The sequence below is a fragment of the Alistipes dispar genome, assembly GCF_006542685.1.
GTDB classification, from domain to species: domain Bacteria; phylum Bacteroidota; class Bacteroidia; order Bacteroidales; family Rikenellaceae; genus Alistipes; species Alistipes dispar.
Genome location: NZ_AP019736.1, coordinates 157965 through 179980, shown reverse-complemented (window position 1 = coordinate 179980; position 22016 = coordinate 157965). Strand labels below are relative to the sequence as shown.

Annotated in this window: 25 protein-coding genes and 2 pseudogenes; 9 read left to right on the top strand and 18 right to left on the bottom strand. The window is 48.9% G+C overall.

What is annotated here, in order from left to right:
• The first annotated feature begins 41 nt into the window (after positions 1–41).
• The gene (locus FME97_RS01005; protein ID WP_232522904.1) at positions 42–488 is read left to right on the top strand and encodes a hypothetical protein; all 447 of its coding nucleotides are present in this window, start codon (positions 42–44) and stop codon (positions 486–488) included.
• Positions 489–954: 466 nt separating this feature from the next.
• Positions 955–2159 (top strand): annotated as a pseudogene (locus FME97_RS01000) (IS256 family transposase).
• A gap of 218 nt (positions 2160–2377) precedes the next feature.
• Here FME97_RS01000 and FME97_RS00995 read toward each other — a convergent pair.
• Positions 2378–3436, bottom strand: a complete 1059-nt coding sequence (locus tag FME97_RS00995) for a helix-turn-helix domain-containing protein (protein WP_018665648.1) — start codon at positions 3434–3436, stop codon at positions 2378–2380.
• A 294-nt stretch (positions 3437–3730) separates the two neighbouring features.
• On the opposite strand from FME97_RS00995, the gene FME97_RS00990 reads away from it, so the two are divergent.
• Genes FME97_RS00990 through FME97_RS00980 form a run of 3 tightly spaced genes read left to right on the top strand, consistent with a single transcriptional unit; the run spans position 3731 to position 7044 of the window.
• A complete protein-coding gene (locus FME97_RS00990) occupies positions 3731–4960 on the top strand; it encodes a DUF3575 domain-containing protein (protein WP_141427450.1) in 1230 nt (409 codons plus the stop codon).
• Positions 4957–5877: a DUF5119 domain-containing protein gene (locus tag FME97_RS00985; RefSeq protein ID WP_004328506.1), complete on the top strand. Its 921-nt coding sequence runs from the start codon at positions 4957–4959 to the stop codon at positions 5875–5877. Before FME97_RS00990 ends, FME97_RS00985 begins: the two co-directional genes overlap by 4 nt.
• 45 nt (positions 5878–5922) lie before the next feature.
• Entirely contained in the window at positions 5923–7044 is a 1122-nt protein-coding gene (locus FME97_RS00980) for a fimbrillin family protein (RefSeq protein WP_141427448.1), read from the top strand.
• 188 nt (positions 7045–7232) lie between these two features.
• On the opposite strand, the gene FME97_RS00975 is transcribed toward FME97_RS00980, so the two are convergent.
• Positions 7233–7490, bottom strand: coding sequence for a hypothetical protein (locus tag FME97_RS00975; RefSeq protein ID WP_004328504.1), 258 nt, complete (start codon positions 7488–7490; stop codon positions 7233–7235).
• A 4-nt stretch (positions 7491–7494) separates the two neighbouring features.
• Positions 7495–8255: pseudogene (locus FME97_RS00970) on the bottom strand (ParA family protein).
• A 274-nt stretch (positions 8256–8529) separates the two neighbouring features.
• On the opposite strand from FME97_RS00970, the gene FME97_RS00965 reads away from it, so the two are divergent.
• Entirely contained in the window at positions 8530–9360 is an 831-nt protein-coding gene (locus FME97_RS00965; protein WP_009316574.1) for a hypothetical protein, read from the top strand.
• Between the two features lie 13 nt (positions 9361–9373).
• A complete protein-coding gene (locus FME97_RS00960) occupies positions 9374–9790 on the top strand; it encodes a hypothetical protein (RefSeq protein ID WP_009316573.1) in 417 nt (138 codons plus the stop codon).
• On the opposite strand, the gene FME97_RS00955 is transcribed toward FME97_RS00960, so the two are convergent.
• From FME97_RS00955 to FME97_RS00945, 3 genes are read right to left on the bottom strand one after another with little or no spacing between them, the layout of a single operon-like run.
• Positions 9774–10169 carry a hypothetical protein gene (locus FME97_RS00955; RefSeq protein WP_018665652.1) on the bottom strand — a complete coding sequence of 132 codons (396 nt, stop codon included), beginning with the start codon at positions 10167–10169 and terminating at the stop codon, positions 9774–9776. The genes FME97_RS00960 and FME97_RS00955 overlap by 17 nt on opposite strands.
• A 4-nt stretch (positions 10170–10173) precedes the next feature.
• The gene (locus tag FME97_RS00950; protein WP_009316572.1) at positions 10174–10455 is read right to left on the bottom strand and encodes an Imm17 family immunity protein; all 282 of its coding nucleotides are present in this window, start codon (positions 10453–10455) and stop codon (positions 10174–10176) included.
• Between the two features lie 10 nt (positions 10456–10465).
• Positions 10466–11074, bottom strand: coding sequence for a DUF4948 family protein (locus FME97_RS00945; RefSeq protein ID WP_141427447.1), 609 nt, complete (start codon positions 11072–11074; stop codon positions 10466–10468).
• 135 nt (positions 11075–11209) lie between these two features.
• Here FME97_RS00945 and FME97_RS00940 point away from each other — a divergent pair, with 135 nt between their 5' ends.
• On the top strand, positions 11210–11605 hold the full coding sequence (locus FME97_RS00940) for a hypothetical protein (protein WP_009316570.1): 396 nt from the start codon (positions 11210–11212) through the stop codon (positions 11603–11605).
• A gap of 104 nt (positions 11606–11709) precedes the next feature.
• Positions 11710–12006 carry a WG repeat-containing protein gene (locus tag FME97_RS00935; protein ID WP_018665654.1) on the top strand — a complete coding sequence of 99 codons (297 nt, stop codon included), beginning with the start codon at positions 11710–11712 and terminating at the stop codon, positions 12004–12006.
• A 553-nt stretch (positions 12007–12559) separates the two neighbouring features.
• On the opposite strand, the gene FME97_RS00925 is transcribed toward FME97_RS00935, so the two are convergent.
• From FME97_RS00925 to FME97_RS00875, 12 genes are all read right to left on the bottom strand, one after another.
• Complete coding sequence (locus tag FME97_RS00925; RefSeq protein WP_008860767.1) at positions 12560–13153, bottom strand: DUF6549 family protein; 594 nt, start codon at positions 13151–13153, stop codon at positions 12560–12562.
• On the bottom strand, positions 13146–13352 hold the full coding sequence (locus tag FME97_RS00920; RefSeq protein ID WP_008860768.1) for a hypothetical protein: 207 nt from the start codon (positions 13350–13352) through the stop codon (positions 13146–13148). The genes FME97_RS00925 and FME97_RS00920 overlap by 8 nt, the downstream gene beginning before the upstream one ends.
• A gap of 22 nt (positions 13353–13374) precedes the next feature.
• Positions 13375–13674 (bottom strand): hypothetical protein, encoded by a 300-nt coding sequence (locus FME97_RS00915; protein WP_004322861.1) that lies wholly within the window; start codon positions 13672–13674, stop codon positions 13375–13377.
• Between the two features lie 3 nt (positions 13675–13677).
• Complete coding sequence (locus FME97_RS12435; protein ID WP_008860769.1) at positions 13678–13836, bottom strand: hypothetical protein; 159 nt, start codon at positions 13834–13836, stop codon at positions 13678–13680.
• Positions 13817–14338, bottom strand: a complete 522-nt coding sequence (locus FME97_RS00910; protein ID WP_009316566.1) for a hypothetical protein — start codon at positions 14336–14338, stop codon at positions 13817–13819. The genes FME97_RS12435 and FME97_RS00910 overlap by 20 nt, the downstream gene beginning before the upstream one ends.
• A complete protein-coding gene (locus FME97_RS00905; protein WP_009316565.1) occupies positions 14307–14666 on the bottom strand; it encodes a hypothetical protein in 360 nt (119 codons plus the stop codon). Before FME97_RS00905 ends, FME97_RS00910 begins: the two co-directional genes overlap by 32 nt.
• Positions 14663–15430 (bottom strand): 3'-5' exonuclease, encoded by a 768-nt coding sequence (locus tag FME97_RS00900; RefSeq protein WP_008860772.1) that lies wholly within the window; start codon positions 15428–15430, stop codon positions 14663–14665. The genes FME97_RS00905 and FME97_RS00900 overlap by 4 nt, the downstream gene beginning before the upstream one ends.
• Positions 15431–15436: 6 nt before the next feature.
• On the bottom strand, positions 15437–17614 hold the full coding sequence (locus FME97_RS00895) for a helix-hairpin-helix domain-containing protein (RefSeq protein WP_009316564.1): 2178 nt from the start codon (positions 17612–17614) through the stop codon (positions 15437–15439).
• Positions 17611–18153, bottom strand: coding sequence for an HNH endonuclease (locus tag FME97_RS00890; RefSeq protein ID WP_004322855.1), 543 nt, complete (start codon positions 18151–18153; stop codon positions 17611–17613). The genes FME97_RS00895 and FME97_RS00890 overlap by 4 nt, the downstream gene beginning before the upstream one ends.
• Positions 18146–18805 carry a DNA-methyltransferase gene (locus FME97_RS00885; RefSeq protein WP_229119263.1) on the bottom strand — a complete coding sequence of 220 codons (660 nt, stop codon included), beginning with the start codon at positions 18803–18805 and terminating at the stop codon, positions 18146–18148. The genes FME97_RS00890 and FME97_RS00885 overlap by 8 nt, the downstream gene beginning before the upstream one ends.
• Before the next feature lie 73 nt (positions 18806–18878).
• Positions 18879–20636, bottom strand: a complete 1758-nt coding sequence (locus FME97_RS00880) for a PHP domain-containing protein (RefSeq protein ID WP_004293558.1) — start codon at positions 20634–20636, stop codon at positions 18879–18881.
• Positions 20633–21673, bottom strand: coding sequence for a toprim domain-containing protein (locus FME97_RS00875; RefSeq protein ID WP_004293559.1), 1041 nt, complete (start codon positions 21671–21673; stop codon positions 20633–20635). Before FME97_RS00875 ends, FME97_RS00880 begins: the two co-directional genes overlap by 4 nt.
• Positions 21674–22016 lie beyond the last annotated feature (343 nt).

The following is a 22016-nucleotide window of genomic DNA, read 5'->3' as shown; positions in this document are numbered from 1 at the left end:
TAGTATAACGTTACTCTTCGGAATCAGATACGTTAATGCCCTTGGCATGGAGATCCGGAAGCAACATACATGAATACTTAGAAGAGACGGCAAGTCTGATCTACACTTTTCCCATGCTCCGTTTTAGAGTGTTGGGCTTAATGGCGGGAAGGGCTGAAATTGTACTGAACGAGGAAAGCGGAAAAACGGCATGGATCAACTGTTCATCTGGGCAGATTATGATGCATGGAAACAGGATGCAACGCAACCGCAGCCTCATGCGGATAAATGGTATTCCAGCGAAAAGAACGCATGACTTTGACACCTACTATATCTCTTGGGAAGACTATCTTCGCATGGTGACGGTAGTCTGCTTCAAGGACAATACAGAAGTCCGAAAACCGTTTGAGGTACAAGGCGATACAATAAAGAGTGAACAAGGCTGGAAATTATGGAAACAAGGAGAAGAGCTACTGATAAAAGATATTATAGAATACTACCTTGAATAATGTCGGCTGCCGGACAAACGCCGGGGAACTCTTTCGGGCGGGACGGGGCGCGGGAAGTTTCGGCGAACAGCCGAAGCCCCGTGTGTCAAAGTGCAAGCGCAAGATAGTGAAAACCCTTTCACCCACGTTAGGGATTGCAGGGGAAAAGCCACAGCATAGCGAGGACTTGTAGCGGAAAGCCCGACCCGAAGGGGGAACGCCCAAACAACCACCCGAACAAACTGCTTTTTGGCAAGGATTGCATTTATGGAAAAATACGAAGTAGATTATAGTGAGTCATCCTATTTTGTTTTTTAATACAAACAATGCGATTTCGCCCAATAGCAAAGTCAAAAAGCTACCTATCCAAAGATAATAACCTGTTGACAAATGAAAAACTCCAAGAGTGCTTTCAATGCCCCGTTCGAGAGTGTAAAATAAACTGTGTCAGGCTATAATAATAATAGTTTAACACAGTTTTTATAATATGGCCAATTTGGAAATAGACTACAAGAAAGCAGCCCAGCAGCTGCGTAGCGGTGAAGCACTCTTCGGTAAAGACGGAGCTTTGGCTCCTATGCTAGAACGTATCCTAAACGCAGCCTTAGAAGGTGAGATGGATGCTCACCTTAATAGCGTTGACTGCAGTTCTGGCAATCGTCGTAACGGCAAGATGAGCAAGACCGTACAGACAAAGTATGGAGAGGTGATAGTCGAAACCCCTCGTGACCGTGACGGTTCTTTTAAACCGGAGACAGTTAAGAAACGTGAGACAATTCTTGCTGAAGGTATGGCAGATCAAATCATCAACATGTATGCTCTTGGTACAAGCACTCGTGATATAAGCAAGTACTTTGAGCGTGAGTTTAACACAACCCTTTCAGCAGAAACCATCAGTGCTATAACCGACCGAGTTATTCCCGAAATAACAGCCTGGAAGTCCCGTATGCTTGACCCCGTCTATGCCATTTGCTGGCTTGACGCCATTCACTACAAGGTAAAAGACGATAAGGGTCGTGCAGTCACTCGTGCAATATACAATGTCCTAGGTGTAAACAAGTCTGGTCACAAGGATCTTCTTGGTATGTATATATCTGAGAGTGAGGGTGCTAACTTCTGGCTTGATGTTATGACCGACCTTCAGAACCGTGGTGTACGTGATATTCTGATTTGTTGCGTAGACGGTCTTAAGGGATTCCCTGATGCCATCCAAAGTGTATTCCCGGAAACCTCCGTTCAGCTATGTGTAGTCCACCAAATCCGTAACTCAATCAAGTATGTAGGAAGCAAGCATCAGAAAGAGTTTCTGAAGGATCTCAAGACCGTATATGGTGCTGTAAGCAAGGATTCTGCATTAGCACAGCTTGACATGGTTGATGAAAATGGGGTGAGATGTACCCCATAGTAATCAAATCCTGGCGCGACAACTGGGAGCGTCTTACGGAATATTTTCAGTATACTCCTGCAATCCGCAAACTTATCTACACAACCAATACGGTTGAGGGCTATCATCGTCAGGTGCGTAAAGTAACGAAGAACAAAGGTGTGTTCCCGTCAGACACCGCACTTGAAAAGCTTGTGTATCTTGCCTATCGAGACATTAGTGGGAAATGGACTATGCCACTGTCTAATTGGGCACTGATATCACAGCAACTTGCCATAAAATTTGGTGATAGGTTCAAGATTATGTAACTTTGCTTGTGAAAGGCTCCTCTTATTTGTATGCAGATGTGAAATCTGCACACAAATAAGAGGGAAAGAATAAAAAACAGAGCCGTGACACAGTTCAGTTTACACTACCCCCGGATGAATGTTCGGGGGATTTTTTTTCTTTTGGGCGTTCCCGTGGGACGGTCGGGCTTTACGTTTCAAGTCCTCGCCTAAAGGCTGTGGGCTTTACTCTGCAATCCCTAACGCATGGCTGAAAAGTCCTCTTGCCGGTGTTCTTCTTCATACAGCCTCATGCGTTCTTGTAATGCTTCTTTTAAATTGTCGCTTTTTTTCAGTCCGAGTTTGGCACGTATGTTCGCTCGTTGGCTGGTTATGTTTCCGCTACTCCGATGTAATAATTCGCATATTTGGCTGACGGTCTTGTCTTGCAGTATTAAACGGCAGATGTTTAATTCGGACGGGGATAAATTGGGATATATTCTCCTGATTGTATCAAGTTTACTTTTTTCCTTTTTCTGGTATGCGGCAAGGGCTGTAAAAAGATTTTCTTTGGATTGTTCCCCTATTATGTTTAACAGGGAGCTTGTCTTTTCTTCCGGGTTATTCTCGCTTAACAACTCGGCGAACGCGAATAGTTCTTCCTTTTTCATTTGGAGACGTTTCAAAAGCATTTCCTCTTCCTCTTTTAGCAAGTTGCTACTTTTTAGCAAGCTGCTGATATTACTGTGTAAGGATCTTCCTAATAAGGGGATCATGGTGTATATGATGATGATCAAAGGCAGATAACTGTATAGGAACGGTTCGTCGGTGATAAGTGTGCAGATTGTATAGGAAGCTATGGTAAGGGAGGACAATAGGATGGAGATATTACTCATATAGGCACAGATGGAAAGCATGGTAAATAAGAGAGAGATAGTAATGTTACTCATTATCAATGCTCTTTGATAACTATATTCATATCCGCTACATATTGAGCAATAAATTATTTCGATAAAAATCTCGATATGTATGGCTATCAGTATAATGGAAAAGGTCGTGGTCAGATTTACTCTCTTTTTAAAATAAGCGAGAGTGCACATAATGATAAACAGGAATAATACGCTGTTAATATAATAAAACTGTTCATTGGGAAATGGAACTGAATATATGTATATGGGTGCGCATAAGACCAGCATGAGCAGGGATAGATGAAAGACTCGTTTTTGTTGATACGTTATTATCATTTCTCTTTCTTTTTTGTCGTAAGTTTGAGTTTTTATTGAACTTAGAAAAGAGGCGGCTTTTGTGCTGAATATCATGTATTTTATTGTTTTAAGTGTTATTAAGTATGATGTTTCTTGCAAAGATAACTGTTTTTTTGTATGTTTAAGTACTTTTCTTTATGATGTTAAGTATTTTTAGTTGTTGTGTAAGCATGATTGGCTGCTGTGGTAAGTGTTGTAGTTGTTGTGTGGTTGTCTTTTTAAGTATTTATAAGTTTAAAATGTTTGTTTTTTGCTTTGGAAGCTGGTTTATAAGTGTGTATTTTTGCGGTCGAAATTCAAGGGGGTGTAAAAGCCTGGGTTTGGATTGTCATATTAACAAATGATTAAATGACGAAAAGAGGTTTTTATATTAAATGTGTATTGTTCGTGCTCGTGTTGAGTATAAGCGGAGAAATATCCGCTCAGGAGAAGCGTGATTCGGTAAGGATCTATTTTCATCAAGGAAAGGTAAATATAGATACATGTTTACTTGACAATGGGAACGAGATGGAGCGGTTTGCTAAAATCTGTTCCGCATTGAACGACTCCGTCCGTCTTGTCAGGAAAATTCAAATAATAGGAGGAGCTTCCCCGGAAGGAGGGGGGCTGTTGAATGGAAGGCTGTCTGAAAAACGAGCAGAGGTTTTGTGGCGGTATATATCACCTTATATAAAGATTCCGGTATTGGAGAGGGATTTTCATTTTTCGGGAAGCGACTGGAACGGACTTATAACGATGGTGAGAGCGGATGTGAATGTTCCGGAGAGGGAGGATGTCCTTCGTTTGTTGGAGAAGATCGTCCGTTTGGAAAACCAGGACAGCCCTTATTTGGGGGGAGAACTGAAAAGACTGAAAGGGGGGAGGCCATACTCATATTTGTATAAATTCCATTTTCCGAAACTTCGTTCGTCGATGGTGAAAATATGCTATGATAGTGATCCGATAAATCCCGTCAGAGATACGGTATATATACATACACGTGATACGTTGTGCATCCGTGATACCGTTACCGTCATAGCTCCGGTAAAGAAACGGCCGTTTTGCATGGCGGTGAAAACAAACTTGCTTTATGACGCTGTTTTGATACCTGACATCGGGGTTGAGTTCTGTTTGGGGAAGAACTGGTCTGTGGCCGGGAATTGGATGTATGCCTGGTGGAAAAGTGATCGGAAGCATAATTATTGGCGTATCTATGGGGGAGATGTGGAGTTGCGCCGCTGGTTCGGTCGGAGAGCGGTGGAAAAACCGTTTTCCGGGCATCATGTCGGATTGTACGGGCAGATCGTCACCTATGATTTCGAATTGGGTGGGAAAGGTTACTTGGGGGATAAATGGAGTTACGGGGGAGGCGTGGCTTACGGCTACTCGTTACCTGTGGGACATCGGTTCAATGTGGATTTCACGTTGGGAATCGGCTACCTTGGAGGATCGTACAAGGAGTACATCCCTTTGGACGGTCACTATGTATGGCAGACCACTAAAAACCGCCGCTGGTTCGGCCCGACCAAGGCGGGTATCTCTTTGGTGTGGTTGATCGGCCGTGGCAACTACAACGAGAAGAAAGGAGGCAGGCAGTGATACGGATACGCTTTTGTCTGGTGTTCATATTTTTATGGATAGGACTGACGGCTTGTGAGCATAAGGATTTATGTTACGATCATCCGCACTTTGCCAAGGTGCGGGTAGTATTCGACTGGACCAAGATTTCCAATCATGACAAGCCTGAAGGCATGAGGGTCGTATTTTATCCGACCGACGATGAAAGCAACACGTGGATATTTGATTTCCCCGGAGGAGAGGATGGGGAAGTGGAGCTCCCCGAGAATGATTACCGGGTAATTTGCTTCAACTACGATACCGACGGGATGGTTTGGAAAGAAAACGGCAGTTACACGCTTTTTACTGCCGATACGCGTGATGTTCAGTCGCCGGATAACCGGACAATGGCTGTCACCCCACCCTGGCTGTGTGGCGACCATATAGACAGAGTTATCCTCAAGGACATTCCGGGAGGAAGCGCGGAGATAGTACGGCTAACTCCCGTAAACATGGTATGTCACTACACGTATGAGGTGAACGGTCTTCGGGGACTGGATAGGGTGGCGGATTTGCGGGCTGCTCTTTCCGGCATGTCCGGCTCGCTTAACATGTCCGGCGACAGTTTGCCCGCCGGTCTTTCGGAGAGCCTGCTCTTTGATGGAATGGTTTCACGGAATCAGATTATAGGCGGATTCTATACGTTTGGACATTCCGCACTTGAAGGAGAGCCCAATGTTTTCCGGCTGTATCTCAAGAACCGTTCCGGCAGCATGTCTGTATTGGAACAGGACGTGAGCGACCAAGTGCATGATGTCCCGGTAGCGGGGCATGTCGGTGATGTGCATCTGGTGTTGAATTTTGATTATGAGGTACCATCCGAGCCGGGAAGTGACGGTGCGGGATTTGATGTGGACGTTGATGATTGGGATGATGTGAATATGGATATAGTGTTGTAATACGAGTTTGTTAATTATATGTATCAATTTAAATTGTTTTTATTTATGAAAAAAAGTACAGTAATGCTTTGGGCAATCTTTGGAGCTCTACTCATGGGTTGCTCAGACGAGGAGATTGCGAATGTGGAAACCTCCTCACGGAATGCGATTGGTTTTAACGTGTTAAGTAATGCGGCGGAAACGAGGGCTATCCCTACTACCCCCGACAACTTGACGAGCACCGATTTCGACGTGTTCGCTTTTACGACGGATGGTACTGCCTTCATGGGAAAGGTAGACACGGATTTTGGACATGACGGAGTGAAGATCGTGTACAAAAATGGTAAGTGGGATTATGACGATGCGAACGACCTTCGTTATTGGCCTACCGAGGCTTTGGACTTTTACGCGTTCAATCCCGGAACGGTTAGTGAAGACATGATGATGTTTTATAGTTGGGAAGCCACCAAGGATGTCCAAAAGATAAGTTATACCTGCATGGATGAGTATGGAAGCGGTACTACTCATGCAAACTACGACGTGATGTATGCCATGGCCAAAGGCCAGACAAAAGACATGAACAACGGAATAGTGAAATTTAATTTCAAACATATTCTGTCACAGGTCGTATTCAAAGCAAAGACCCAATACGATAACATGCAGGTGGACATCGACGTGATCAAGATTCATAATTTCAAATTTGCCGGCGCCTTCACATTGCCTGCGGCAGCCGATGGAACGGGAAGTTGGAGTTCGTCTGATTTAGCATTTCCACACGCATTTACCGTAGTGAAAAACGCAAACATCACGGTCAATAGCAATACCGAAGCTACCGATATTACCACAAATACTCCTATGCTGAATATACCACAGGAGCTGACTGCTTGGAAAGTTTCCGAAACAGCCACCAAAAGCAAGTTGGAGGCCGATAATGCGAAGCAATGTTATCTGGAGATCGCCTGCAAAATCCGGCAGTCCGGAGCTTATCTGTTGGGTTCAGCAAGCGAATACAAAACAATTTATGTTCCGTTCGGAGATACATGGGAACAGGGCAAGCGTCATATCTACACGTTGATTTTCGGTGGTGGTTATGATGATCAGGGAGAGGCTGTGTTGAATCCGATCCAGTTTGATGCAGAGACAACAGGCTGGGTTGATGCAGATAAAGACGTAAACGTCCAACCTTAATCCAAACGTTTATTAATATCGTACCCGTTGGCAGGTTAAACATACGCAAGATTAACCCTGCCAACGGGTTTTTTATAGGGAATCGCATTTTCAATATACTTTTTGATGTGTAGGGGTGCTTTTTGCGTACCTTTTTCCTGGAGAATTTCTTTTGTGGAGTGTTTGCCCTGTATATTCCCGATACGCTGTTATAGCAGGGAACTGTTTTTATCCAAGTAGTCAGATATAGCCTCTTGCAATACCGATTTTAGCGAATCGCCTTTGCGGATCGCGATCAGCTTTAAGTTCTGGTGATAGGTTTCGTCCATGACAAAATTACAATGCACGGTTTTCGCTTTCTTCGGCTTTTGAGCCTCTTTTTGCCCGGCCGTGGATTGGGTCAGGCTGTCTAATCCCCCGGTCAGCCCGGCCGACATACTGTTTTTTAAATCGTTCTTCTTTGCCATATGGTTACTTTATTTCTGTTAGCAGTTCGTTACATACCTTCTCGTAGTCCTCTGCCCCGGCAGATTTTGGGGCATAGTGAAAAATATCCTGCCCTTGTGTCGGGGCTTCGGCCAGCGTAATGGCGTTGCGTATATGGGTGCTGAACACTTTGCCCTGGAATGTTTCCTGTACCAGTTCCGAAACGCTCTTGTTCAGGTTCTTTCTTCCGTCGTACTGGGTTATCAGGACCCCGGCGATCGAAAGATCCGAGTTCAAACGTTGCTGCACCTTGTGGACGACCTGCATAAGTTTGGCCATTCCACGCATTGCCAGGAATTGAGCCTGAACCGGGATAATCAACCGATCCGAGGCCGTCAGTGCGTTAAGCGTGAGCAGCGACAGCGAGGGGGGGGGCAGTCGATCAGGATATAATCGAATTTTTCCTTTTGGCCCTTGATAAGGTGGGCTAAGATAAGTTCCCGCCCGGCCTCGTTGATTAACTCCGTTTCAACGGCCGAGAGATCCAGGCAGGAGGGAACGACGCTAAGACCGTCCTTATGCTCGTAGATCGGCAGGTCGTATTCGCCTTTCATCGCGCCGTAGATCGTTTGGGGAAGCTCCGCGGAGAAGCCCAGCGATTCGGTCAGGTTGGCCTGCCCGTCAAGGTCGATCAAAAGAACCTTGTACCCTTTTTGACGTAACGCGCCGCCCAGGTTGATCGTGGTTGTGGTCTTTCCTACTCCCCCCTTGTGATTCAATACGGAGATTACTTTTGCTTTGCTCATAAATTCAGTTTTTTAAATGGTTGTCATGTCCGCAAATATAGTTAAAATACTAATATACTAAAATACTAAAAGTAGTATTTTTCGTTTTTTGCGTGTTTTTTGTGCCGATCGGGGAAGCGTACCGAAATAAATCCTGTTTCCGTCTTTCGGTACGTTTTGTTTCTGTACCGGAATTAATCAAAGACATATTAAACGAAAGAAATCAAACAACGGTAGATAGCAAACGGCGTAACCTCCCCTAAAGGTCGGTTAGCCACCAAATATTATATTTAGAATGAAGAAACGGGACTATAAGGAGCAAGAACGACAACGGCGCTATTATTTCTTCGACTACCTGTTCTGGTTGGGAGAAATGGCACAGAGGCATTACAAGGGCGAGCCAAGACGCCCCGACGGGGAGTCCATGCTGATGCTTTGCATCATGATATTTATCTATGAGCCGATCTTCCTTACAACCGCTCATTTCCTTTTCGACTCCACGGTATTTGAGTGGTTTACAGTCGCCATGATAGCCGGAATCGTCGCAATTCTCCACTATCTATCGAATGGTCGGATATACCCGTTTTCACGAAGGGAAGCGGTCATGCAGCACTATGAGGGACGCAGGTTCAGCCCCTTCAGATGTTACTTCTTCCTGTTCTCCCTCGGCTTTCTGATGATTGCCGAAATGTACCTGTTGCCAAGCACACTGATGCGGATAGACGGGCGCAAGGCGGAGCCGGTGGAGAACACACGGACGGAAGTTCCGCAAAGGTGGAGGGATTACCTTGCGCTGCATATCACGGTAGGAGCCCGTCAGGAAGTACCCAGCGAAGCCTTGCAATATCTGATTAATCAGGACGGTCGCACATCCCGATACGGGCAACCGGTCTATGTCATGCAGGTAAGGGAGGAAGATATGGGAGGAGAGTTCCGTGTAGGGCTATTGAACCATGCCACCTTTGATGAAATCCAAGACGGCAGCCAGAAGTTTGTCGAATGTACATGGGTCAAGGGATATACGCCGGACAGCATAAGGGTACTGCTGACCGGGTGGTACGAGGTGAGAAACACCGGGCTTTGTCCGGTGGACTCTCTGGAATGGACGGAAGATACGGAATTTTAAAACCTACAAAAGTATGAAAAGAGCAGAAACAGGAAGACCTCATTTATTTCGCTTGATTGCGATGATACATAAAACCGCATACATCCTTGCCTACGATATGCTGCGAAGGAAAGGGGGGCATGATTGGGTGGAGCGTCGGGCTGGTGGGATAATTGGACTTCCCTATCTCTCATTAATTTTGGTGGCATTACTTACGCTAAAAGACGACCCGAATAACGGTCAGAAAATAGTTACCGGCATATTGATCGGATGGGCGGTTGTCGCAGCATGGTGCATCTCCGGATTTCAGTTCAAACCTTCTGATTGGAGAATGGAAATCCGAGAAGAACTTGATTTGCGTCCTCTATATTGGAAAAAGGCGATAGAGGTGTACTATGCCGTTGTCATTGCAGTGGCGGTAGTGGCAGGCATTGTCATGCCCAATGTATAAATCCGAAGTGAAACATTAGTGGGAAATTCGCTACGGTCAGGGCGATGACGATAAGGACTATTTTGGCGAGCTTCCTGCCGGAGTGTTTCATCTTTCCGTAATATTTACGGAGCGCTTCACGCCGCCCGGCTGTGTAACGGAGCTGGCAAAATAAGTCGGGAAGAAAGCAAAGAATCATTACTATGGCAAAAGCAATTATCCAACTGAAAAGGCGAAATAGTAGCGGTATTCCAAGCGGTATGGTTATGGCAAACAGCCAGCATAGGAAAAGCAACATTCTCCCATTGAGATTGTTATGCTCTCGCTCGCTCCATTTTTCGGCTACATACCACATATAGTCGATGAAGCAGAACCGGTATTTGCGATTGTCTTTATCCATGCTCTCACCTCCATACAAAGAAATCGACCAATATGAGGATAATCAGAACGCTGACCAGCACTATCTTAATCCGTCGGCGTGTTTCGGGTTTGCAATCATCAAAGAACCATAGCTTTCCATGAAACTGCCACTCACATGCCCATTTCCAACGGAACAGCAACCCTGCAAGCCATAGGGCAAGCAACCCGACACCAAACAGCAACCCGTATTTAGGGTGAGCCTGCAACCACTCGAAAAACGCTTCCGCCTTGCTGTTCATAGCTTCGTATATATCGGTAACTTTCATTGCATAATTATCATTTGTCATACCATAATTCAATATACCAATCGCCCTCAATGTGTCTTGATGCCATACCGCCCGGTGCATCCGGATCATTCCTAACAAGCTCAATCAGGTCGTTCAGTTCCCAATTGACCGCATAGGTTGAGTCCTCCGCGAACCTGTAAGCATACTGCTTGTCCACACTCGGCCCGACAGACCAACCGGCAGAATAGTAAATGATAGAGATGCTTGGAACAATGGTGTCGGGCAGTTCCTCAATGGGAGGAATTGAGCTAAAATCGCCATGTTCAATCTGCCACAAAGTATGCCGGCTTTTGAAATACAATCTCCTACCACCCACCGATGCAAGCAGGGAATCAAGACGCGTGCATTTTTCATTGCCAAGACTTGACAAACACAATGAATCCGTTGCGCTCCCGATTGGATAGAACGGAGGGTAAATGTCGCCATACGGGCAATTCAACAGAATTTCGGTTATTTCATTAAACGCATCTTCATGGGCATAGAAATTATGAATCATATCCTCGTCAGACGGAGGATTGAAACCTCTGTTGCCACACCCTACGGTAATGAAAGCCACTACAGTTGCCGACAATAATACTTGCAGAAATCTACTCGCCATAGCCGATAATCGTGATTCCGAACGCAAAAATAATGTTTTTCGTCCACTCAATCACCACGTTATGCCGAAAAACAATGTGCCGGATGCTCTTTGTCTGCCGTAAAAACAGTATTTTTGTAAAAATGGAAATCAGCTATGGCTTTCAAACGGAAATATAAGTTCAGCATAATAGACCACCTGTATTATGCGGGTCGCATACGACGCATCCACAACAGGTGGTCTATGCCGTTGGATGCTATCTTCTTGTGGGTTTTCGCTGTTGTCCCTTCGCTTCTTATAATAAGATTCCTATACTGGGTAATACCGTTGTGGCTGCCGTCAGCTTTGTCTGTCGGCTTGGTCTGGGCAGCAGTAGAGGTGTATTCAAAGATTGAAAAGAAGTACTTTACCAAAGCGCGGGAGCGTGCCTATTACCGCCTTTATCCTGAAAGAAAGGATAAAAACTATTTCTGGCTTCAGTTACTATTGCCGCTTGGTCTGTTTCTGATTAATTTGGGCATAGCCTATTGGCTTTTCTTTGTGTATCAATGAGCGGGAAGAATGGTAATAGTTTATGGTTCTGATATTTTAAAATTTAGACAATGAGCAAAATTCCAACGATAATTGTGATAATGTTATTATGCGGTTGCAGTTCCATGAAACACTACGGCGTGTTTCAATGTGACAATGGCAACGATTATGTCAGCGAGGGATTGTACCGTATCGTGGACAAGCGAGGGCGTATCGGGTACGCGGACGAAAGCGGCAGGACGGTCATCAAGCCCCGCTTCGCCTTCGGCTTCCCATTCGAGAACGGCAAGGCAAAAGTAACCGACAAGGGAGAAATGAAAGAAGTGCCGGGTTCGGACGGAGAATACCACTATTGGAAAAGCGACGAATGGTATTACATCGACAAGAAAGGGAATAGAAGTGAAGAAAACAGACAACAATAGTCTTACTTGAGAGACTTGAAAATGCCGCAAGGGAAACCGATTTGGGTTTATGGATGAACGAGACAATACATGCGTCAGATACATAGATATTTATCGTTTCGAAACACGGACGGGAGCTTGAAAGGCTTTCTAAAAACATCCCTGCTGTGCGATGATGCTTCTCAAACGGGACAAGTTTTCTGCTAGGGCAGTCTTCACGGAGAGCAGGTAATTCCTGCGCCCCCCCTTCCGTGCCGGAATCCATCACGATCTCGGAAATGCCGGCATCCCATTCCGAGGGAAAAAGCTTGTAGCCGGTATGTACTTGTCTTGCCAGACGGTTGTGAATCACTTGATAGTAGAGCGAGCCTTCCTTCATCTCGACGGAAGAGGCACGGAATTTAACTTTTATTGTTGCCATGAATATATCTGTTATTTAATTTTTCACCTGAAAACTAATCCCGGGGAAACCATTGCATGAATATTCATCTGCCTTTAACACATCTAAAAGCAAAAAGTCCCTTGGCGCACCGGCGTCACAGGAACTTTTCACATATAAAAGACACATGTTCTTTCACTGTATGCGTATATATTCCGAATACCTGATTTCCACATACGGGTTGTCACTGGAAATGGACTGATGGATAGCCTTTACACGCTTCCAGAACCACCATCCCTTGTATTCTACCCAAACCGCCTGATTGAGGGTTACCGGAACTTTGATGTCGCCTTTGAGCCGTTTGTTCTCGATCAACCCGGTAAGTTGGATATACGGTGTAACCATCTCCACCTTCTGCCGCAGCAGTGGAACGGTATCACGGATAATGAGCGTGTCACGGATGGCGGCATCTATCGGGGCTTTCACTTCGACTTCATGCCGTGCAGCCACTTCGAGGTTCCTGATTTTCACGCCTAGCCTTTCGATGGTCTCGGCATCCTTGGCACGGAACTCTTTATACTCATCTATAGTCAGCCGCAATGCCTTGGCATCGAGGACCATCGTCGCTGAATCGATCTGCATCCGCTTCACATCGGAAAGCAGTGCGGTGCTGTTCATGCGGAATCGGTCGCGTTCTTCCGTGAGGCGTATTGTCCGCCGGTGCTGCAGCCAGAGGATGCTACAGAGCAGCAACACCGTTGCCAGAAGTATTCTGTTTAATCTACTCATATGATACTGATTCTTCGGGGATGAACCACAGAAATTCATCCATATAGATTTCTTCCAACAATACAAGGCCGCCCCGGTTCTTTTTTCGGTTCTGCGGGAGGTCTTCAACGACCAGTCCACGGCGACCGACCAGTTCGTCCAACCTCATTTCGGAGAGTTCAGGCGAAGCGATGATGGTAACGTATGCATTCTTTTTCATAACTGGTCTTTCCATGATGTTTTTACTTGTGCGTTCCCTGACATTTGAGAAGTTCACGGATATCGGCACGGATTTCGTGCAGGTCATTCTGTACCGTGTTGAGCTGCATCATGGTTGCCTCGAACACGGACTTGTCCAGCTTCATGGCGTTGATACGGTCATACTGGTTCTTGATTTCCACTTCCAAACCGATACATTTGGTTTCCAGTTCTGCAATTTGGGCGGTGTTGTTGACATGCTGTATGTACAGTGTCAGCGAGAACGAGAGTACCACGACAATGATCTTGAAGTACTTCATTACAAATTCTTTGAGTTGTTCCATATCTTATTCCATTAAAAGTGAGAATGCGTCCCTGATAGCCCTCAGCAGAGTCTCGGCTGCCGCACTATCCCGGAACCCATAGATGACAAGCGCGATCATCATCGCCAGATAGACCCACCAGGCGATTTCTTCCTTAGTGATTTTACGTTTCCGCTTCGCCATCTTTTACAGGATTTTGGGGTACGATTACATTGAAGATAACATTGCCGTCGCTGCCTTCGATACGCAGGCGGTTCTCCTCCTTGTGCCTGATGGGGAAGATATCCATCAGCGCCTTGGCGGCATTGACCGACACGGCCCTGAGCGGTGCCGGAGAGAGCGGCACACCGAAACGGTCTGTATAGTCCGAAGTGGCCGTCTCGTCCATGATTGCCTTGAGAGTCTCGGTCACCTGCAGCTTTACAGCCATCGTCTCCATCTCGAACCGTTCCGAGGAGAGCAATGCCTTGATATGTGCCAGCACATGCGGTTTGTTCATCAGGTAATTGGCCGAAGCATACGGGTTCTTCACCGTATCCTCACCGAATACCTCCACAAAGCATTTTTTCGGCCGTCCGGCATATTCCAGCCCGCCGTTCACATAGAGGTTGCAGAATTGCAGCTCCTGCTCCGTGAGCGGTTTCTCTTCCGGCCTATCCTGCGTGTTCGTTATCTTGTCTGACATCGGTTCTTCCTTCCTTTTCTGAAAGAGTAGCGGGTTTGTATCCCGGAGGTTTTACAAAATCCGCCTTTTCATTGAGCAACTGCTCCATTAATGCGTCATAGAATACCTGGGCCAACGCATCGGCACACGCCTCCGCATCCGCTAGCGAGTTGATGAGCCGCAGGTTGAACTTGATTTCCAGGTCGTAGCCCGATATGAACGCCATCAGTTCGTTCCCGTCATAGCCCAGCGCCCCGTAGGTCATCCGGTCCGCCGTACGGAATGTAATGGTCTCGGGAATCTGTTCCCGGTCAATGCCTTGGGCTTCCTTATTCGTGTCCATACTCATATCTTGAAATATTTACGGGTTTTCTCTTTCTTCTGTGTAGCGATTGCCGCCCCTTCCGTCTGGCGCAGACGGGAGGTATAGACCCCCAGGATGTCAAGCGTGGCCGTCACATCCGCAGCCGCATCGTGGGCATCGTCCAGTTCCACCCCCAATTTTGAGGCTACCAGTTCCAGTTTATACGAAGTAACCTCCGGATCAGCGGCAAAAGCCAACCGTCCCATGACAAGCGTGTCGATGTAGTGCGGCTGGAAGTTGCCGTAATAGTCCTTGGTACCGGAAAAGGTCTTTTCAAACTCGGCGGCCAGTCCGGCATAGTTCATCAGCTGTTGCAGGAATCCGATATCGAAAGCGATGTTCTGTCCGACCAGCACGGGCTTGCACTGATAGCCCTTCGAGAGGGTGCTGCGTTTGGCGAAGGCGATGACTTCTCCGGCGACTTTCTTCATGTCCACACCCTGTGTGCGCAGCATCTCCATGGTAATGGCGGAATAGTCCAATGCCGTCTGTTCGTACTTCATCGGGACATATTCCGGTTCTTTCGCCTGTTCATGGCGGGTACGCAACACCTTGCGTCGGGGAAGCCCCGCGTCCTGTTTCCCGTAGGGGGCGATATACGCCTGATAGCGGTCGAATACCTGCCATGTGTCGAAACGGACGGCTTGCAGGGCGATCTGTGTACAGGCGCATTCACGGCAGTCCAGCCCTCCGGTCTCGAAGTCCAGCCCGATGCCTACATATATCTTCTGTTCTGTCTTGGGTGCCATATCTTTTCAGGATTGAATGAATAACAATGAGTTCCTATAGGTCTGTAATGTATTGCATCCGTTGTAGTCGCTGTAACGGATGACGGCAGTGAGGATGACCACCCGGTCTTTGAGCGACTGGATCACGGTGTGGTGTTCCATGTAATAGTCGTTCCAGCATACACATTCCGCCAGACGGTTGTTCTGGGAGAGTGTCAGCTTGGCGAAACGCTTCCGGCTTCCCGTCTCCCTGTCCTTGTAGGTATGTTCGGTTACATCCACCACCGTGGCGCAGACAGTCGCACGCCTGCCGTCGTTCTCGTCCCGTGCCACCTCGTCCAGGGTCAGGTAAGAGGCTTTTCCCTTGACCTGCCTGCGGGCTTCCGAATTGTTGAAGATGCGGCGATAATCGATGCTGCCTATGCCCGACACGGCAATCTGCTGCTGCGACCAGAAGAAATGCCGCCCGCGCATGTCCTGCGGGAAGTCTTTTTCAGAAAGGGAGAATCCCAGTTCCCGTGCTGCGCGTTCGAGCAGCGCGCAGCGTTCGGTAACCGCCCCGACTTTTTCGATACGGTCGAAGCATCCGGCAAGGATCATGTGCTTGACATGCCGGGCGTTCACGGGGACTTTCACGGCCTCTTCCGCGTTGTCGGGGTCGTCCCAGTAACTGTATTTCTTGAGTTTGTAACGGAATATGCGGTGGATGAAGTTCTCGATACCGGTATATGCCCCGCCCCGGTCGCGTTCCGTGACGATGTATTCCACTGTCTTGACACCGACCTGTTTGATACGGGTAAGCGACCAGAAGATTTCATCGGTGGCATAGTCGGTGAAGAACTCCGTCCCGGAGCGGTTGATGTCCGGCGGCACGATCTTGGCCGACGAGCAGCGTTCCATCTCCGCCATCAACGAAGGAATCTCCTTGTCGTCCGCCCATTGCAATGCCACCGTGTAGAATGCCGAGGGGTAATTGGCCTTGAGCCATGCCCCGCAATAGGCTGTAAGGGCGTATGCCGCGGCATGGGAACGGTTGAACGAATATTTCCCGGCTACCTCTATCTTGTGCCAGATTTCCTCCGCCTCATAGTCCGGGCATCCGTTCCCGACGGCTCCGGCAATGAAATCCGCCTTCAGCGTGGCCATCAGGTCGGCTTTCTTCTTTCCTATGGCCTTGCGCAGATAGTCGGTCTTCCCGAGGTCGAATCCCCCGAGCGTATGAGCAACGGACATGAACTGCTCCTGGTAGACCATGATTCCGAAAGTGTTCTTCGTTGCTTCATAACAGCCGTAGTTATAGACCGGGGCCACTTCGCCACGCCTGAAACGGACATAATCATCGGTGGCACCGATGTCGAGTGTGGCGGGACGGTACAGGGCATTGATGGCGATCAGGTCCTCGATACACTCCGGCTGTACATCCTGGATAAACCGGGTAATGCCCGGCGAAGAGAACTGGAACACATTCTGCGTGTTGCCGTCCGAGAGCAGTCGGTAGGTCTTCCCGTCTTCCAGCATATCCTGCGTAATACGCCCGATAGTAAGTTCCTGCCCGAAATTCCGGTTGACCAACGCGATGACGGCACTCAGTTTGGCAAGTTCCTTTGTCGCCAGCACATCCTCCTTCAACAATCCGATCTCATCGACCGAATAGCCGTCGAACTCCGATACCAGTGCCCCGTCCATCTTACGGACCGGCAGGAAATCGAAGCATTCGGCGGGCCTGCCGTCCCGCGTGTCCGGTGTGACAACGATGGCCGAGGCGTGTATGGAGGCCGCTTTGGGCTGTCCGAGCAATCCTTGCACGTCCTCGATGACCAGCGGATAGGTCTGGATAAAGTCCCGAAGTTTTCTGTTGAAGGCAGCCTGTCTGAACAGTCCTGTCCAGTCCGTGCCGTCATCTATCATGGCGGTAATATAGTTCACGATGGAGTGAGGCACGCGGTGTACGCGTGCCACGTCCTTCAAGGCGGCTTTCAGTTTCATCGTGGTAAAGGTGCCGGCGGAAAAGACACGCTGGCGGCCGTCCGCGTTGTACCGTTCTTCCAGGTAATCCTTGATCTCCTGCCGCCGGTCGGAGGCATAGTCGACATCTATGTCCGGCAGCGAAGCGTGGCCGCCTTCTGTCAGTCCTTTGTCCACAAAGGCATCCATGACCGTCAGCGGTCCGTCTGCTTTCCTGATTCTTATATGTGTTACTTTCATCTGATATATTTCTTGTATCGTATTATCGCGCTTACCGTCTGGCGGCTGACACCGTACTGTTTTGCCAGGCTGTTCTGGGAAGCCTGGCCGGAGGAATACCTCACCCGTATCTCTTCCGCCTGCCCGTTGGTCAGTTTGGCGTTCACGCTTTTCTCGCCGTAATCCCGTTTGAGGCCACCCGCTATGGCATGTTCCATATTCCGCTGGTGCGTACACATTTCCAGGTTATCCGCACGGTTGTTGTCGCGGTTCCCGTCGATATGGTTCACCTCCAGTCCCGGATTCCAGTCGGGCAGGAAGTGCTGTGCCACCAGACGGTGCACGGAGAACTTCTTTCCGACACCGCCCTTGTAGAGTCGGACACAGTCATAGAGCGAAGTCGTCCCACACCAATGACACATGATACGTTCGGGTTGTGTCCAGGTGATACCGTCATGCGAAACTTGCCGTTCCAGACTCTTGACACGCCCGAGGTTGCTGATCTTGTACTTTCCTTCATAGTTCTTGATATCCACCCAGATTTCCCGGGTGTCAGCCATGGGTTATACGGTTTAGTGCTGTCTGAAAAATTCCCAGGTCTATCTCCACGCCGATGAACCGGCGTCCCGTATTCCGGCAGGCCACGGCTGTACTGCCGCTGCCCATCGCAAAGTCGAGGACGATGTCTCCTTCGTCGGTGTAGGTGCGTATCAGGTATTCCAGCAGGGCGACAGGTTTCTGTGTCGCGTGCAGGCAGGAGAGCTGCTTGTCCGTCTTGAATTTCAGCACACTGCGCGGATAGCGTTCCGTGGATATGTAATCCCGGAAATTATCGTGCTTCCGGTATATCTCGCCGGCATCGCATTTCCGCTGATGTTCGGCCATCACGACCTTGCGCTTGTGCCCGTCCGTCTTGATCGGATGATACTTCGGCAACCTGTCGTAAAAGACCAGAATGTCCTCGTGCGCCTTCATCGGCATACGCCTGGCGTTTAGGAAGCCTGTCGCCTGCGTCTTCTCCCATACCCAGGCATACCGCAGCCTGCGGAGATTGGAGCTGCCCAGCAGGCTCGTAAAAGGATGCTGGCAGAACAGCAGTACGGGAGTGTCAGGTCTGGATATGCCCTGTACAGCATTCCACATCCCGGGGATGTCTATCACGGCGTCCCATCGACAATGTGTCGTACCGTATGGAGGGTCTGACAATACCATGTCGGCAGTGATGCCTTCTTCAGCCAGCAGGGGCAGCACATCGAGTGCATCGCCCCGGTAAAGGTCGCAACCGTCATAGGGACGGTGGTGTTCGTAGGTCGGATTCATGGGTTTCGAGTTCCTTTAGGTTCCACAAGCAATCTCGGCGGTCAAAAAGGATTTCGTCGCCACACATCAATTCATCTGCGTATATCGTCCGCTCTTCTCCGTTACGGATTACCCGCATCCGGGCATCCGTGCACAGACGGTAAGTCTTGCCTTCAGATTCCATCTCCACATAGCGTTCGCCCTTGCCGAGTGTGATGTCCGGGGCAAGCACCGTCAGTTCGTCTTTCCAGCTGAGCCCGCAGCGTTCCGGCACGAGGAAGCGCGAGAAGATAAGGTCGTATTTCAGCGGGTCGATGGAGGTTATGCCAAGCAAGTAGGAAACCAGCGAGCCCCCGGCGGAACCGCGACCTATACCAGTTGCGATGCCTCTCCGGTGCGCCTCCCGCACCATATCCCACTGCACCAGGAAATAGTCCACATTGTCGGTCGATTCAATGATATAGACTTCCTCGTCCAGCCGTTCCCGATAGCGTTCCCGCTCCGGTTCCGGCACTTTCCGGTCCAGCCCGTCGTCAAGCAGTCGGAGGAACATCGTACGGCGGTCACCATACCGTTCCCGCTCTTCCGGTCGCATACGGTATTCCGGCATGAACATTCGCCCGGTCTCGAATGAGGCGTCCGCACGTCCGGCAATCTCCACCGTGGGACGGCACATGCGCCTAAACAGGGAATCGAAGTCCCATTGCCCGGAGAACAGAGGACGGAGCGTGTCATACAATTCATCCGCTGTCTTGAAATACTGGTCATCGCTCTGTTCATGGGCGGCTCCCGTGGCAATCTTGTTCACCACGATTCTGTACCCTGCATCGTCCTTGTCCATGTAGTAGCAGTCCGGAATCAGGACTGGTTCTACTGTAAATGAATCCGTGTCGGCATCATAACAGTTGCCGAAATAATATTTCAGGGCTTCTAGTTGCTCCCTGTCGATGCGGTCCGCCTTGTATTCGTTGGCGTCGACCTGGTAATAGACCGCTTCGGCACCTTTCCGGATACGCTTCACCTGTTTGGGGTGTCCGGCCATCCAGTAGACGGAACGGATGGCGAAAACCACCACACAACCTGCGGCATACATCAGCAGCTGTTCATAGCGGAGGGTGTTGTCTTCCGAATCGACCATGACGGCCCGTTGGATGCGCAGCAGATTATGCAGCCCCTCGTTATCCAAGGCATAAATCTTCAGCCCGACACGTTCTTCTTCGTGCATCATTGTCAGCGAGTAGCCGAATATATGTTTCAGCCCGGTATTGGCGCACTCCTTCTGAAGGTTCAGCGTGGCGGCCATTGTATTGCGGTCGCAGATGCCGACAGCCGTATGCCCGAGCCATTTCGCCTTGCGGCACAAATCTTCCGGCGAGCAGCAGGCGTTCAGCAGCTCGTAGGAGGTATGGATGCCGAGGTTCACGAAAGGTACATCATGTACCGGAGGCTTGGGCCGGCCGATATATTTCAGCAGGTTGAAACGGAATTCTTCCCGCAGGTCATAGTAGTACCAGTTCCTGCCGAACGGGAAGGCCACATGGAAGATTCCTTCTTCCATCAGCACATCCGGACTTTCCATCAGGTTGAACACGAGCTTGTCCCCGTCGCCGCGGAAGATGGATTCCACTCCCGACAGGTCGGCCGTGAAAAGCCGCCCGAAGCCGGGAATATCCACCACTTCCGTATCGACCGGGATATAGGTTATCCGTTGTGCATCGAGCCATGAGAAAAGTTCCTGTATCATCTTTCCTGTACTTTTTTGAGTTTGTATTCAAGGACGGACAGCAGGCGGCAGGCGAAAATCCCGTAGATTTCCGCTTCCGTGAGTTCGTCCCAGTCTTTGGCGGCATCAGCAATGTCCGCGATGAAAACCTCGAAATAGGGTTTCAGCCGTTCAGCCGTCCGCTTTACCGACTCGACGGCATCACCATCGTAACCGATGACTACGGTTCTGACGCCTTTCGATTGCAGCTTGTAGATCTGTACATCGGATATTTTCTTTCCGAAAGTGGCCACGGCTGCGACATGGGAATTGTCATAGAGTTCGAGTCTGCGGGTCAGGGCGATGACATCGAAAATACCTTCCGCGAGGATGACCGTATCGGTTTCATCCATACGGACGGCATCGTAGTTATAAAGGAGTCTGGAAAAGTCGTTTTCCGTGGAGTTCCGGTAACGCAGGATCTTGTACCCGCCGCTATGTCTGGTCTTGCGGTTGTGGGCGTCTATATCCTCTTTCGGCCAGGTATGGCGGGAGACATAGCCGACAACCGTACAGTCATCGATGACCGGAAAGACGACATAGTCCGCGTAGCGCGGATTGAGCCTGCCGGTTATCCCGACCGGGAAATACTCGTAATCGTCGAAACAGAAGCCGCGCCGCTGCAAATACGGATGCCGGAAAGTGCGCTTGTAAAAGTCCGGCAATTCGACCGGCACCAGTTCGTCGTCTATTTCTTCCGCCTCGTCCTTCTCCAGCAGGTGCAGGTTCAACGGTGCGGCAATGTCAGCTGTCTGCAAAACCATCAGGTCCATGCGACCGATAGCCGCCAGAAGTTGCTCCAATGTACGGGTGGATGCCCCGCAGGAGAAGCAGTGGGCCATGAAAGGCCGGCGGTGGGCAGTCGCCTTGCCGATGTAGATACCGAACTTACCGCCCGACTTTCCGCAGAACGGGCAGCGCGGAACGATAAGGTTCTTACCGCTCCCGTCCCGTTTGGCACCCGTCTCGCGGGTTATCTCCGAAACCAGATATTGATATTCCTGTACCGACAGTTCCATATTAAGGTATAGTCGTGACCGCTACAGGTTGGTTTGAAATGTTTGGAAAAAGAATCCGGATTAGCCCAATAAAAATAGACCGGCAGAATCATGGAAGGTCTTTCCACCCAAAGGAAAAGAGAAATTGTCTTCCCGGCTGGACAAAAAATGACTGCTTTTGTCTAATCGATAAAACAATATATAAATAAGGAGATTGATAATCAGCATTGGCTGATTATCAGGTGTAGAGATGTACTTTTCTAAAATGATCACTCTCTACATAAAAAAAGCGTATTTTTTGTGCAGTACAATAAACATACTGAATGAAAAGTATCGTTTTCCAATTACTACAAATAACGGATTT

Excerpts from the sequence above, each read along its gene's own strand:
- FME97_RS00995 (WP_018665648.1), bottom strand. The coding sequence starts at position 3,436 with ATGATATTCAGCACAAAAGCCGCCTCTTTTCTAAGTTCAATAAAAACT.
- FME97_RS00990 (WP_141427450.1), top strand. The coding sequence starts at position 3,731 with ATGACGAAAAGAGGTTTTTATATTAAATGTGTATTGTTCGTGCTCGTG.
- FME97_RS00980 (WP_141427448.1), top strand. The coding sequence starts at position 5,923 with ATGAAAAAAAGTACAGTAATGCTTTGGGCAATCTTTGGAGCTCTACTC.
- FME97_RS00975 (WP_004328504.1), bottom strand. The coding sequence starts at position 7,490 with ATGGCAAAGAAGAACGATTTAAAAAACAGTATGTCGGCCGGGCTGACC.
- FME97_RS00965 (WP_009316574.1), top strand. The coding sequence starts at position 8,530 with ATGAAGAAACGGGACTATAAGGAGCAAGAACGACAACGGCGCTATTAT.
- FME97_RS00960 (WP_009316573.1), top strand. The coding sequence starts at position 9,374 with ATGAAAAGAGCAGAAACAGGAAGACCTCATTTATTTCGCTTGATTGCG.
- FME97_RS00955 (WP_018665652.1), bottom strand. The coding sequence starts at position 10,169 with ATGGATAAAGACAATCGCAAATACCGGTTCTGCTTCATCGACTATATG.
- FME97_RS00950 (WP_009316572.1), bottom strand. The coding sequence starts at position 10,455 with ATGAAAGTTACCGATATATACGAAGCTATGAACAGCAAGGCGGAAGCG.
- FME97_RS00945 (WP_141427447.1), bottom strand. The coding sequence starts at position 11,074 with ATGGCGAGTAGATTTCTGCAAGTATTATTGTCGGCAACTGTAGTGGCT.
- FME97_RS00940 (WP_009316570.1), top strand. The coding sequence starts at position 11,210 with ATGGCTTTCAAACGGAAATATAAGTTCAGCATAATAGACCACCTGTAT.
- FME97_RS00935 (WP_018665654.1), top strand. The coding sequence starts at position 11,710 with ATGAAACACTACGGCGTGTTTCAATGTGACAATGGCAACGATTATGTC.
- FME97_RS00925 (WP_008860767.1), bottom strand. The coding sequence starts at position 13,153 with ATGAGTAGATTAAACAGAATACTTCTGGCAACGGTGTTGCTGCTCTGT.
- FME97_RS00920 (WP_008860768.1), bottom strand. The coding sequence starts at position 13,352 with ATGAAAAAGAATGCATACGTTACCATCATCGCTTCGCCTGAACTCTCC.
- FME97_RS00915 (WP_004322861.1), bottom strand. The coding sequence starts at position 13,674 with ATGGAACAACTCAAAGAATTTGTAATGAAGTACTTCAAGATCATTGTC.
- FME97_RS12435 (WP_008860769.1), bottom strand. The coding sequence starts at position 13,836 with ATGGCGAAGCGGAAACGTAAAATCACTAAGGAAGAAATCGCCTGGTGG.
- FME97_RS00910 (WP_009316566.1), bottom strand. The coding sequence starts at position 14,338 with ATGTCAGACAAGATAACGAACACGCAGGATAGGCCGGAAGAGAAACCG.
- FME97_RS00905 (WP_009316565.1), bottom strand. The coding sequence starts at position 14,666 with ATGAGTATGGACACGAATAAGGAAGCCCAAGGCATTGACCGGGAACAG.
- FME97_RS00900 (WP_008860772.1), bottom strand. The coding sequence starts at position 15,430 with ATGGCACCCAAGACAGAACAGAAGATATATGTAGGCATCGGGCTGGAC.
- FME97_RS00895 (WP_009316564.1), bottom strand. The coding sequence starts at position 17,614 with ATGAAAGTAACACATATAAGAATCAGGAAAGCAGACGGACCGCTGACG.
- FME97_RS00890 (WP_004322855.1), bottom strand. The coding sequence starts at position 18,153 with ATGGCTGACACCCGGGAAATCTGGGTGGATATCAAGAACTATGAAGGA.
- FME97_RS00885 (WP_229119263.1), bottom strand. The coding sequence starts at position 18,805 with ATGGTATTGTCAGACCCTCCATACGGTACGACACATTGTCGATGGGAC.
- FME97_RS00880 (WP_004293558.1), bottom strand. The coding sequence starts at position 20,636 with ATGATACAGGAACTTTTCTCATGGCTCGATGCACAACGGATAACCTAT.
- FME97_RS00875 (WP_004293559.1), bottom strand. The coding sequence starts at position 21,673 with ATGGAACTGTCGGTACAGGAATATCAATATCTGGTTTCGGAGATAACC.